10 protein-coding genes and 3 tRNA genes are annotated in these 12,563 nt (G+C 61.5%); 10 read left to right on the top strand and 3 right to left on the bottom strand.

Annotated elements, in window-relative coordinates; genetic code table 11:
* The first annotated feature begins 61 nt into the window (after positions 1 to 61).
* Both OO25_RS18905 and OO25_RS18900 read left to right on the top strand, forming a co-directional pair.
* The gene (locus tag OO25_RS18905; RefSeq protein WP_040182016.1) at positions 62 to 1,267 is read left to right on the top strand and encodes an alpha-hydroxy acid oxidase; all 1,206 of its coding nucleotides are present in this window, start codon (positions 62 to 64) and stop codon (positions 1,265 to 1,267) included.
* 126 nt (positions 1,268 to 1,393) lie between these two features.
* Positions 1,394 to 4,837, top strand: a complete 3,444-nt coding sequence (locus OO25_RS18900; RefSeq protein WP_040174233.1) for a pyruvate carboxylase — start codon at positions 1,394 to 1,396, stop codon at positions 4,835 to 4,837.
* Between the two features lie 115 nt (positions 4,838 to 4,952).
* On the opposite strand, the gene OO25_RS18895 is transcribed toward OO25_RS18900, so the two are convergent.
* Positions 4,953 to 5,159: a hypothetical protein gene (locus OO25_RS18895; RefSeq protein WP_040182103.1), complete on the bottom strand. Its 207-nt coding sequence runs from the start codon at positions 5,157 to 5,159 to the stop codon at positions 4,953 to 4,955.
* A gap of 235 nt (positions 5,160 to 5,394) precedes the next feature.
* Between OO25_RS18895 and OO25_RS18890 the strand changes: the two genes are divergently transcribed.
* The 6 genes from OO25_RS18890 to OO25_RS18865 all read left to right on the top strand — a co-directional run bounded on the left by OO25_RS18890 (position 5,395) and on the right by OO25_RS18865 (position 9,622).
* Positions 5,395 to 5,469, top strand: a tRNA-Gly gene (locus tag OO25_RS18890).
* Positions 5,470 to 5,625: 156 nt separating this feature from the next.
* Positions 5,626 to 6,600, top strand: coding sequence for a DNA cytosine methyltransferase (locus OO25_RS18885; RefSeq protein ID WP_040182014.1), 975 nt, complete (start codon positions 5,626 to 5,628; stop codon positions 6,598 to 6,600).
* A 112-nt stretch (positions 6,601 to 6,712) separates the two neighbouring features.
* Positions 6,713 to 7,624, top strand: coding sequence for a NaeI family type II restriction endonuclease (locus OO25_RS18880; protein ID WP_040182012.1), 912 nt, complete (start codon positions 6,713 to 6,715; stop codon positions 7,622 to 7,624).
* 67 nt (positions 7,625 to 7,691) lie between these two features.
* Positions 7,692 to 7,766, top strand: a tRNA-Gly gene (locus OO25_RS18875).
* 215 nt (positions 7,767 to 7,981) lie between these two features.
* Positions 7,982 to 8,056 (top strand) — tRNA-Gly (locus tag OO25_RS18870).
* Between the two features lie 213 nt (positions 8,057 to 8,269).
* Positions 8,270 to 9,622 (top strand): aminotransferase, encoded by a 1,353-nt coding sequence (locus tag OO25_RS18865; protein ID WP_040182010.1) that lies wholly within the window; start codon positions 8,270 to 8,272, stop codon positions 9,620 to 9,622.
* Between the two features lie 413 nt (positions 9,623 to 10,035).
* Here OO25_RS18865 and OO25_RS18860 read toward each other — a convergent pair whose 3' ends face one another.
* Entirely contained in the window at positions 10,036 to 10,275 is a 240-nt protein-coding gene (locus OO25_RS18860; protein WP_040174309.1) for an Lrp/AsnC family transcriptional regulator, read from the bottom strand.
* A 202-nt stretch (positions 10,276 to 10,477) separates the two neighbouring features.
* Between OO25_RS18860 and hisB the strand changes: the two genes are divergently transcribed.
* Together hisB and hisH are read left to right on the top strand one after the other, a co-directional pair.
* Positions 10,478 to 11,065 (top strand): imidazoleglycerol-phosphate dehydratase HisB, encoded by a 588-nt coding sequence (gene hisB, locus OO25_RS18855; RefSeq protein ID WP_040182101.1) that lies wholly within the window; start codon positions 10,478 to 10,480, stop codon positions 11,063 to 11,065.
* Position 11,066: 1 nt separating this feature from the next.
* Positions 11,067 to 11,705, top strand: coding sequence for an imidazole glycerol phosphate synthase subunit HisH (gene hisH / locus OO25_RS18850; RefSeq protein ID WP_040174242.1), 639 nt, complete (start codon positions 11,067 to 11,069; stop codon positions 11,703 to 11,705).
* A 97-nt stretch (positions 11,706 to 11,802) separates the two neighbouring features.
* Here the strand turns inward: hisH and OO25_RS18845 are convergent, their stop codons facing one another.
* Positions 11,803 to 12,534 (bottom strand): AraC family transcriptional regulator, encoded by a 732-nt coding sequence (locus OO25_RS18845; RefSeq protein ID WP_040182099.1) that lies wholly within the window; start codon positions 12,532 to 12,534, stop codon positions 11,803 to 11,805.
* Between the last annotated feature and the right edge of the window lie 29 nt (positions 12,535 to 12,563).

Genomic DNA, 12,563 nt, shown 5'->3' with positions numbered 1-12,563 from the left:
AGTTACAAAATTGTTTCAAACCCGCACTCGGCACTAGACTTTTGCTGCAAGGCAGCGACAAATGCGCGGCATGGATCTGCACCAGCGTTATCCCGCTCTCAGTGACCTTCGCCAGCGCGCCCGGCGGCGCCTGCCGCGGTTCGTTTGGGAGTATCTGGACAGCGGCACCGGGACCGAGGCAACCAAGGTCCGCAACCGTGCTGCGCTGGATCTGCTGGGGTTTTCGCCGTCTATCCTGCATGGGCCTCAGCAGACCAATCTGCGCCGTCGCTTTCTGGGCGTTGACCGGCCACTGCCGTTTGGTGTGGCGCCGGTTGGCATGTCCGGGCTGATCTGGCCGGATGCGGAACGGTTGCTGGCGCGCTGCGCTGCGGCACAGGGCCTGCCCTATTGCCTGTCCACCGTGGCCAGCCAGTCGCCCGAGGATCTGGTGGATGATTTGGGGGCCGCGCCGTGGTTCCAGCTCTACCCGCCGAAGGCCCCTGACATCCGCCGAGATCTGCTGGCGCGCGCCAAGGCCGCCGGATTTGCCGGGCTGGTGCTGACCGTGGATGTGCCTGTCGCCTCCCGGCGGGAACGGCAGACCCGCTCCGGGCTGACGCAGCCGCCGCGGCTGACACCCCGGTTGCTGGCGCAGGTTGCCATGCGACCGGCCTGGGCGATGGGCATGGCACGCCGTGGCCTGCCACATATGCGGACACTGGACAAATATGTGAGCGGAGCGGGCGCAAGCCTGTCATCAACAGCCCATGTCGGCTACCTGCTGCGCACCTCACCGGACTGGGATTATGTGCAGTGGCTGCGCGACCATTGGGATGGCCCGCTGATCATCAAGGGGGTGATGCGCGCAGAGGATGCAGCGCCGCTGGAGGCCATCGGCGCCGATGCGCTGTGGGTGTCCAACCATGCGGGCCGCCAATTCGACGCCGCACCCTCCACGATCGAGGCCCTGCCAGGCATTCGCGCCGCCACCCGCCTGCCGCTGATATTCGACAGCGGGATCGAGAGCGGGCTGGATATTTTGCGCGCGCTGGCACTGGGGGCCGACTATGTGATGCTGGGCCGCGCCTTCCACTTTGCGCTCGCCGCACTTGGGCCACGGGGGCCGGATCATCTGGTGGATATTCTGCGCAAAGATCTGGAGGCCAATATGGGGCAACTGGGCCTTGAGACACTGTCTGCGCTGCCCCAACCGTTGGCACTTGCGTCGTTTGCCACCCCGTTCACGACAGATAGGTCCGATACGGACATAAATGCACCGCCATAAATGCGAATTATGCCGGTTTCTGGCCTCAGGTCAGCGCTATCACGCTGGTCATACCCAGAACTACGTCTATACCGGACCCTAATTTGCGCTTATCACTTCGCCAAACTGCACGACCCCGAGGACGCCATGACCGACTTCAAGAAAATCCTGATCGCCAACCGCGGCGAGATCGCCATCCGCGTCATGCGGGCAGCCAATGAGATGGGCAAGAAGACGGTGGCCGTCTATGCCGAAGAGGACAAACTGGGCCTGCACCGGTTCAAGGCAGATGAAGCCTATCGGATAGGAGAAGGCATGGGGCCGGTTGCGGCCTATCTGTCGATTGATGAGATTATCCGTGTCGCGAAGGAATGCGGCGCCGATGCGATCCACCCCGGATACGGCCTGTTGTCCGAAAACCCGGACTTTGTGGATGCCTGCGCCCGCAACGGCATCACCTTCATCGGGCCGAAGGCGGAAACCATGCGCGCCCTTGGCGACAAGGCTTCGGCGCGCCGCGTCGCGATTGAGGCCGATGTGCCAGTGATCCCGGCCACCGAGGTATTGGGCAATGATATGGACGCGATCCGCAAGGAAGCGGCTGAGGTCGGCTACCCGCTGATGCTGAAGGCCTCATGGGGTGGTGGTGGTCGTGGCATGCGCCCCATTCACAGCGAAGATGAGCTGGAAGAAAAAGTGCTGGAAGGCCGCCGTGAGGCAGAAGCCGCATTCGGCAATGGCGAGGGCTATCTGGAGAAGATGATCACCCGCGCCCGTCACGTTGAGGTGCAAATCCTTGGCGACAAGCACGGTGAAATCTACCATCTTTATGAGCGGGACTGCTCCGTTCAGCGCCGCAACCAGAAAGTGGTCGAACGCGCCCCTGCCCCCTATCTGACGGAGGAGCAGCGCGCAGAGATCTGCGATCTGGGCCGCAAGATCTGCCAGCATGTGAACTATGAATGCGCGGGCACCGTCGAATTCCTGATGGATATGAACGACGGCAAATTCTACTTCATCGAGGTGAACCCGCGGGTCCAGGTGGAACATACGGTCACCGAGGAAGTCACCGGTATCGACATCGTGCAGGCGCAGATCCTGATCGCCGAGGGCAAGACCATTGCCGAGGCCACCGGCAAGGCATCGCAAGATGAAATCCGCCTCAATGGCCATGCGCTGCAGACACGGGTCACCACCGAGGATCCGCTCAACAACTTCATTCCCGACTATGGCCGCATCACCGCTTACCGCTCGGCCACCGGCATGGGCATCCGTCTGGATGGTGGCACCGCTTATGCGGGCGGGGTGATCACGCGCTACTACGATTCACTGCTAACCAAGGTGACCGCCAAAGCGCCCACCCCAGAGAAGGCGATTGCGCGGATGGATCGCGCGCTGCGCGAATTCCGGGTGCGCGGTGTCAGCACCAACATCGCCTTCGTCGAGAACCTGCTGAAACACCCGACCTTCCTGTCGAATGAATACACCACCAAATTCATCGACGAGACGCCGGAACTGTTCCAGTTCGCCAAGCGCCGCGACCGGGGCACCAAGGTGCTGACCTATATCGCCGATATCTCGGTCAACGGGCATCCTGAAACCGAAGGCCGTGCCGCGCCCCATGCCGATTTGAAAGAGCCGCGGGCCCCCAAGGCGGATGCCGCAACGCAGCCCTACGGCACCCGCAACCTCCTCGAGCAAAAGGGCGCGCAGGCAGTGGCCGACTGGATGAAAGCACAGCGCCAGCTGCTGCTGACAGACACCACCATGCGCGACGGCCACCAGTCGCTGCTGGCGACCCGGATGCGTTCGATCGACATGATCAAGGTGGCCCCGGCCTATGCGCAGAACCTCAGCCAGCTGTTCTCGGTTGAGTGCTGGGGTGGCGCGACATTCGACGTGGCCTACCGCTTCTTGCAGGAATGTCCCTGGCAGCGCCTGCGCGATCTGCGCGAGCGGATGCCGAACCTGATGACCCAGATGCTGCTGCGCGCCTCCAACGGGGTTGGCTACACCAACTACCCCGACAATGTGGTGCAGGAATTCGTGCGTCAGGCCGCGACCACCGGCGTGGATGTGTTCCGCGTATTTGACAGCCTGAACTGGGTTGAAAACATGCGTGTCGCCATGGATGCCGTTGTTGAGAGCGGCAAGATCTGCGAAGGCACGATCTGCTACACCGGCGATATCCTCGATCCGAACCGGGCCAAATACGACCTCAAATATTATGTCGGCATGGCCAAGGAGCTGGAAGCCGCAGGCGCGCATATTCTGGGCCTCAAAGACATGGCCGGCCTGTTGAAGCCAGCGGCCGCCCGCCAGCTGGTCAAGGCGCTGAAGGAAGAGGTTGGCCTGCCGGTGCATTTCCACACCCATGACACCTCCGGTGTGGCGGGTGCCACCATTCTGGCGGCGGCTGATGCGGGCGTGGATGCGGTGGATGCGGCGATGGATGCCTTCAGTGGCGGCACCTCGCAGCCCTGCCTCGGCTCCATCGTCGAAGCGCTGCGCAACACCGACCGCGATACCGGTATCGACATTGCCGCCGTGCGCGAAATCTCCGGTTACTGGGAGCAGGTGCGGGCGCATTATGTGGCCTTCGAGAGCGGTCTCGCCGCGCCTGCATCCGAGGTCTACCTGCACGAGATGCCCGGTGGTCAGTTCACCAACCTGAAAGCACAGGCCCGGTCGCTGGGTCTGGAAGAGAAATGGTCAGATGTGGCGCAGACCTATGCCGATGTGAACCAGATGTTTGGCGACATTGTGAAGGTGACGCCATCGTCCAAGGTGGTTGGCGATATGGCGCTGATGATGGTGTCCCAAGGGCTGACCCGCGATGATGTTGAGGATCCGAAGACCGATGTGGCCTTCCCCGACTCGGTGGTGGACATGATGCGCGGCAATCTGGGCCAGCCTCCGGGCGGCTTCCCTGAAGCGATCGTCTCCAAGGTGCTGAAAGGCGATGCCCCCAATCTGGAACGCCCCGGCGCCCATCTCGCCCCGGTGGATCTGGAAGCGACCCGCGCCGAACTGTCCAAAGAGCTGGAAGGCAAAGAGGTCGATGATGAGGATCTGAACGGCTACCTGATGTATCCCAAGGTCTTCCTCGATTACATGGGCCGCCACCGGACCTATGGCCCGGTCCGCAGCCTGCCCACCCGCACCTTCTTCTACGGGATGGAACCGGGCGAGGAGATCACTGCCGAAATCGATCCCGGCAAGACGTTGGAAATCCGGCTGCAGGCGATTGGCGACACTGACGACAAGGGTGAGGTCAAAGTCTTCTTTGAACTGAACGGTCAGCCCCGCGTCATTCGCGTCCCGAACCGTCTGGTCAAGGCCACCACCCAGGCCAATCCGAAGGCCGAGCAGGGCAACCCCAATCACATCGGTGCGCCGATGCCGGGTGTTGTGGCCTCCGTTGCGGTGCAGGTTGGTCAGCCGGTGCATGAGGGCGATATGCTCCTGACCATCGAGGCGATGAAGATGGAGACCGGCATCCACGCCGAACGTGATGCGGTGGTGAAGGCCGTGCATGTCCAACCCGGTGGTCAGATCGACGCCAAGGATCTGCTGATCGAGCTGGAGTGATCGCCGCCAGCGCCTGTCACGGATGGCAGGCAATGCGAATATCATATAAAGGCGTCCCTCAGATCGGGGGCGCCTTTTTCCCGTCAGATGGTGCGTGCTGCCAGACGCGGACTGCTCAGATCAGCGCCTGTGTCTCAATCGCGGGCAGCAGCATCACCGGGGCCTCGGCGGAATGAAGACCCGCGACCTGTCCACCGGCGGTGAGTTTGACGCCGATTGCCAGACAAATGGCAACGGTCAGACCCAGAATACGCAGTGTATCCAGCCGGTCGTCCAAGGATGTGCCCAGCCGGTCACGCAGCGGTGTGCTTAGCAGTGTCATCAAGCGGCTCCCTTTTCGGTTTCGCAGATCTGTCTGCGGGTTGGCCCGGCTCATTGATACGTTGTGCTTGGGGTCGTTTCGGCCGGGCTCATGGTGTCATCATAGAGGTAAAACGCAGCAACCAGCGGGTTCCGTCGCTCAAATCGCCGTGACGGTCATTTTTTGCCGACCACTTTGCGTTTTTCGCTTGCAGCCCTGCCAGCGAATGACTAAATCCCCCTCACCGAATGGCAGCGCGGGCGTAGCTCAGGGGTAGAGCATAACCTTGCCAAGGTTAGGGTCGGGCGTTCGAATCGCCTCGCCCGCTCCATTTGGACAGCAAAAAGGCCACCGCTGCAGACGCAACGGTGGCCTTTTGTGTTTCTGAAATCCGGCGTAGCCTCTGGCTTGCGCGGAATCACTTCAGCGCCTAAGAACAGAGCGGGAACAGCTGCATCCGCAGCACGAGAACAGGTAATACGGCAGCATGCTCACATCGGTAGAACTCTGCGCAGGGGCAGGCGGTCAGGCGCTGGGGCTTGAAAAGGCCGGATTTGACCACACCGCGCTGGTCGAAATCGACAAACACTGCTGCGCCACCCTGCGCCACAATCGCCCCCAGTGGAACGTACTGGAGGAGGACGTGCGCGCCTTCAAGGCGGATGCCGACGCCTATCGCGGTATTGATCTCCTGGCCGGCGGCCTGCCCTGCCCGCCATTCTCCGTTGCGGGCAAACAGCTTGGTGAGAAAGACGAGCGCAATCTCTTTGATGACGCCATCGAGATTGTCGCCGCCACCCGCCCCCGCGCGGTGATGATCGAAAACGTACGTGGCTTCCTCGATGCGGTGTTCCATGATTACCGCGAGAAGCTGAAGAAACAGCTCGCCAAGCTTGGCTATGAGACCGACTGGCGGCTGCTCAATGCCTCTGACTACGGCGTGCCGCAGCTGCGCCCCCGCGTGGCGATTGTTGCCCTGCGCAAGGAATTTTCTGGCCAGTTCAACTGGCCTGACCCCCTGCCGCATAATCCGCGCACCGTGGGTGAGACGCTGCTCGACCTGATGAAGGAACGCGGCTGGCGCGGGGCGGACGACTGGGCCGCCAAGGCCGATGAAATAGCCCCGACCATTGTTGGCGGCTCCAAGAAACACGGCGGACCGGATCTGGGTCCGACACGGGCGCGGCGTGCCTGGGCGGCCTTGGGCGTTGAGGGGCGTACGATCGCCTATGAGGCACCGGATCCGTTCCACAACGATATGCCGCGCCTCACCGTGCGGATGGTGGCGCGCATCCAGGGTTTCCCCGACAGCTGGCATTTCACCGGTGCCAAGACCAACGCCTATCGCCAGGTCGGCAATGCCTTCCCGCCCCCGGTAGCGGAGGCTGTAGCGCGCCAGATCCGCCTGGCTATTGCACGCCCCAGCCTGACGGTTGTCACCGCGCCTGCCGCCGGACGCTGAGGCGCGTTGAGATGCCGGGTCTGATTTCCGCCTGCTCCGATAGGCCACACCCTGCCCTGTCACCTTTCCAGAAATACTCATCCCGCCGCTGCGGATCAGCACAGGGCGTGCGATGAAACAGAAACTGCCGCCCAGCCAGATCAGCCCCGGTCACGCCGATCACGCCCTGCTGTCTGCATTGGCGCAGGACATCACCACCCGCGCGGGCGGGTTGATGGAGCTGACCCGCAGCGTCCCCGCAATGCTGCGCGATTGCATTGACGATGTGATCCTGACCTCCAAAACTGGTCGGCGCGCCTATGAGGATCTGGAGAAGACCGAAAAGACCTATATCGGTACGCGGGTGGAGATTGAGCTGCGCGCGCTGCTGCGGCTGCCGAAGGGGCGGCTGGATACCGAAATCCTCGGCCATGACGTGGATATCAAACACACGATGGGCAGCAACTGGATGATTCCAACCGAGGCGGTGGATCAGCCCTGCATTCTGGTGGCGGCAGATGAGCCACGGGCGCGCTGTTATCTGGGGCTGATCGTGGCACGGCGCGATTACCTGACCGCCGGGCAGAACAAGGACGCCAAACGGTCGATCTCTGCGCAGGGGTTTGAGCATATCCTCTGGCTGCTGTGCGATCAGCCTTACCCGGCTAATTTCTGGCGTCTGCTGCCCGAGGTCGTAGTGGAGGAGATTTTCGCCGGGGACAGCGGCAATGCCCGGATGGCGACCCTGTTCCGGGCGGTACAGCGCCAGCCGATTCCGCGGGATGTTGTGGAGGCCGTGGCAGCGCAGAAGGATTTCATGCGGCGGATCCGTTCGGACGGCGGCCATGGCACCCGCGACCTTCTGGCCCGCGATGGCATCGTGATCCTTGAGGGGCGCAAGGATGCGCAGTTGATCCGCGCGCTCAACCTGCCCCATTGCAGCGGATCCGAATTCATCTCCGCGCAGCTGACCACTCTGGCGGAGGCCCGGCTGGCGGCGAGCGCCGGCCACGCGGGCTGCGAAGATTTTTTCGACAAGGCGTAAAAAGCCGCTGTTTTCCTATTGCAGCCCTGCGCGCAATTGCCTATTCACCGGCTCACCAGATGGCAGCGCGGGCGTAGCTCAGGGGTAGAGCATAACCTTGCCAAGGTTAGGGTCGGGCGTTCGAATCGCCTCGCCCGCTCCATCAGGACAGAAAGGCCGCTCAATTGAGCGGCTTTTTCTTTATCCAATGAAGACAATTCACTAGAGGATTTTTGCCGGATCAGCGCGGGCGGTAAAGCGCAGGCCCGCGAATGTGCGGGGCCAGCGTGGGTATTGCTATTTTCTGCTATGGCGGGTCATTTTCCCTCTTGCGGGGGCTGCAGCAATTTCCTACATACCGCCTCACCAAATGGCAGCGCGGGCGTAGCTCAGGGGTAGAGCATAACCTTGCCAAGGTTAGGGTCGGGCGTTCGAATCGCCTCGCCCGCTCCATTTGGACTGCAAAGGCCGCTCTTTTGAGCGGCCTTTTGCGTTTCTGCCTTTTGCTGCACGCCACATGTGGCCTGTGCGGAATTGGCGTGAAGATTTGATCAAATTCCTTTGACCCGACTCTCAAAACCCGCCAATGCTGTGGCCAAAGGGGGCGCAAGCCCCATCGCCGATATGCCGCCACGGCGGCGCGCCAGCTCAGGAGGACAACAGCCCATGGCCCCGGTAATCTATCCCACCACCAATTTCACCGCCACTGAACAGCTTTGCCTTGAGCGGGGCGAAGGCATCTATGTGTTCGACAGCGACGGCCGCAAATATATCGAAGGGCTTGCGGGTCTTTGGTGCACCTCGCTGGGCTACAGCAACACCGAGGTGATGGATGCGATCACCGAACAGCTGCACAAGCTGCCCTTCTCCCACACCTTTGGCGGCAAGACGCATCAGCCGATCCAGGATCTTGCCGACAAGCTGGCGGCAATGGTGCCGGTGGAGGATGCCTATATCTTCTTCGGCAACTCCGGCTCGGATGCCAATGACACCCATTACAAGATGCTGCGGTATTACTTCAACGCCATCGGCAAGCCGGAAAAACGCAAGATCATCACCCGCGAGCGCGGCTATCACGGGGTCACGGTGGCGGCCGGTTCACTGACGTCCCTGCCCGCGAATCTGGCGCATTTCGACGCGCCGCTGGAGGCGCTGAGCATCCTGCGCGCCGACTCGCCGCATTATTACACCGCCCGGCAGGGCAATGAGACCGAAGCGCAGTTTGTCGAGCGGATCCTGCAAAACCTTGAGGATCAGATCCTTGCTGAAGATCCCGACACCATTGCCGCGATGATCGTGGAGCCGATCACCGGCGCCTCTGGCGTGATCGTGCCGCCGGAGGGGTATTATGAGGGGCTGCAGGCGCTGCTGCGCAAATACGGCATTCTGATCTGGGCGGATGAGGTGATCTGTGGCTTTGGCCGCACCGGTGCGGATTTCGGCTGCACCACCATGGGCATCACGCCGGATCTGATGACCTTCGCCAAGCAGCTCTCGTCCGCCTATTTCCCGATCTCCGCCTCAGTCATTCCGGGCTGGATGTATGAGGCGATGGTGGTTCAGACCAATGAGGTCGGCGTGTTTGGCCACGGCTATACCTACTCCGGTCACCCCGCAGCCTGTGCGGCAGCGCTGAAGACGCTGGAGATTTACGAGCGCGATAACCTGTTTGCGCATGCCGCCGAGGTGGGCAGCTATTTGCAGGCGCAGCTGCGGGAGATTTTCACCGATCATCCGCTGGTGGGCGAGGTGCGCGGCAAGGGATTGATCGCGGCGCTGGAGCTGGTGTCGAACAAAACCACCGGCGCGAGTTTTGAAAAAGGGCGTGCCGGTGCAACCGCGCAACGGCTGTGTCAGGATAATGGGCTGATCTTGCGGGCGGTGGCTGGCAATGCGGTGGCGCTATGCCCGCCGCTGATCATCACCCGCGAGGAAGTTGACGAGATGCTGACCCGCCTGAAGACCGCGATTGACGCCAGCTACGCGGAGCTAAAGGCCGGTGGCCACCTGGCCCACTAACGCGAAAAAGCGCGGCAATTAAGACTGCAAAATCCACGGCAGCGGCGTCAGATCATGGCGCCGCTTTTTCTTGGTCAGGTGGCTTATCACCGTGGGACGCAGCATGGCCTCCCAAATCGACAATGTCACAAACCTGCGATTTTTCCCCGTGAATGGACCGTGAAATGCTGCAAGGATTATCCTATTCCAAAGGTGTTCCAAACCAGCATTTCAGCACCAGTTGATTATGTGATCCCGCATGGCCCTGCGGTCAGATGGTTTCGGGGGGAACCAGACGGTCCGGGACTTGCGGGGTACAGAGCGCCAGTGGATCCGGGGACCACTGTATCCGGTAGGTCGGGGAAACCGGGGCAAGGGAGGTGGCGTGGCATGGACCCGCGCCGCTCCCCCGCTGCCCCGAAGACTGCGGCGGATCAGAACACCTTGAAGGTCATGGTGGTGAGTGAGCGTTCGATCCCGTCGATGACCAAGAGCTGGTCATTGATATATTTGCCAACATCCTGATCGCTGGGAATATATAGTTTCATCAACAGATCATAGTCCCCGCTGGTGGAATAAAGCTCGGAATGGATTTCACGCAGAGCAATCTCCTCGGCGACCTTGTAGGTTGTGCCGGGCTTGCAGCGGATCTGGATAAAGACGCAGGTGGACATGGTGCCCCTCAACTGTTTGGGAATGCGTGGTTTGACCGCCAAGCTGACACGCAGGCGCGGCGGAGGCAATCCCCGGCGCGGCCTCCCGTGGGGGCTGCGCTGTCGAATGGCGCAACAGTTTTGCGCCAATTGCTGCGGCAGGCTTGAGCGCGCCCCCGCCCTGCCCCTATAAGCGGCGCAGGATATCAAGGACATGCCGACCATGCGTAGCGCTCAGATCACCCGCAAGACCGCCGAAACCGAGATCACTGTCGAGATCAACCTCGACGGGACCGGTGCCTATGACAACCAGACCGGCGTCGGCTTTTTCGACCATATGCTGGACCAGCTGTCCCGCCATTCGCTGATCGATATGACCATCCGCGCCAAAGGCGATTATCACATTGATGATCACCACACCGTCGAGGATACCGGCATCGCGCTGGGGCAGGCACTGGTTGCAGCCCTTGGCGACAAGAAGGGCATCAACCGCTATGGCGAATGCCACCTGCCGATGGATGACGCGCAGGTGCGCTGTGCGCTGGATCTGTCAGCGCGCCCGTTTCTAATCTGGAATGTAGACCTTCCGACCCAGAAGATCGGCACTTTCGACACCGAACTGGTGCGCGAGTTCTTTCAGGCGCTGAGCACGCACGGCGGCATCACCCTGCATATTGACCAACTGCACGGCTTCAACAGTCACCACATCGCCGAAGCGGCATTCAAGGCCGTGGCCCGCGCCCTGCGCACGGCTGTCGAAACCGATCCGCGCAAAGGCGATGCCATCCCGTCGACCAAAGGTGCGCTCTAATATGCTGACCGCGATCATCGACTACGAATCCGGCAATCTGCACTCGGCCGAAAAAGCCTTTCAGCGCATGGCGCGGGAGGTGGATGGCGGCGAGGTTGTGGTGACCTCGGATGCTGACGTTGTGGCGCGGGCCGACCGGCTGGTGCTGCCCGGCGACGGCGCCTTCCCGGCCTGCGCGGAGGAGCTGCGCGGCCATCGCGGCATCTATGAGGCCATGGTGGAGGCGGTCGAACAGAACGGTCGCCCCTTTCTGGGGATCTGTGTCGGTATGCAGCTAATGGCCACCACCGGCCACGAATACCGCGACACTCCAGGCCTCGGCTGGGTTCAGGGGGATGTGGTCAAGATCACGCCCAGCGACAGCACCCTGAAGGTGCCGCATATGGGCTGGAACAATCTGGTGATCGACCATGACCACGCGATGTTTGATGGCATCACGTCCGGCGATCACTGCTATTTTGTGCACTCCTACCATTTCCGAGTGAGTGACCCATCCGAACGGTTGGCACATGTGGATTACGGCGGCGATGTCACCGCGGTTATTGGTCGTGACACCATGGTGGGGATGCAGTTCCACCCGGAGAAAAGCCAGGACATTGGCCTGCGGATGATCGGGAATTTCCTGACCTGGGCGCCGTAACCCAAGGGTTGGTATATCATGACATCCGAAAGCCACCTGCTGCGCAGGTGGCTTTTGTATTTGAGTATTTATGGAAAGATGACAGGCGCGGCGGCGATCAGGCAGCCGCCATGCGCAGGGACAGCGGCGCCACGTCATAGGCCTTGCGAAAGGCACGGCTGAAACCTTCGGGGCTGCTATACGCGTAGCGCCGGGCCACGGCATCAACCCGGTCCCCGCGCGACAGATCCTGATGTGCAAGGATCAACCGCCAGCGGCGCAGGTATCCGATCGGGGTTTCTCCCACCTCTGCGGCGAAAACTTCGGCAAAACGCGATAGCGACAATCCTGCGATCTCGGCAAGGTCGGCATTGCTCCAGAGGCGGCCCGGATGATCATGCATGGCGACAATCGCCCGGCTCAGCCGTGGGTCAGCCAGCCCGGCCAGCAGCCCCGGCTCGGTCGCACCATTCTGAAGCTGGTTGCGCAGAAGATGCACCATCAGCACCTCGCCCAAGCGGTTGATCACTGATTGCGCCCCACATCGACCGGCCTCAGCCTCCCCCCGCATTGCACGCACGAGAGCCTGTACCTCCGGAGCATCGGAGATGTCATATTCAACCTGCGCCGGAAGAGCCGCGAGAAACGGGTTGCGGCGTCCAGACCATTCCACCCGCGCCGCCCACATCACCGCAGCAGAGGTGGGCATCTGTGACCGCTCATTCGTACGATAGCAGATACACACCGGTTCACCTTTGGGATCCGCAAGGGCGATAAGGTTCGCCTCCCCCGGCCCTGCGGCGCATACGCTGAGCTGGAAGCGATCCATCAATGTGGTCAGACGGTCCATGGAAATCGGATTATCCATCATATTTTTCG

It is taken from the genome of Phaeobacter sp. S60, assembly GCF_000826845.1.
Taxonomy (GTDB): Bacteria; Pseudomonadota; Alphaproteobacteria; order Rhodobacterales; family Rhodobacteraceae; genus Phaeobacter; species Phaeobacter piscinae.
Note: the sequence above shows the minus strand (reverse complement) of the source record. Positions and strands in the feature narration are given on the sequence as shown.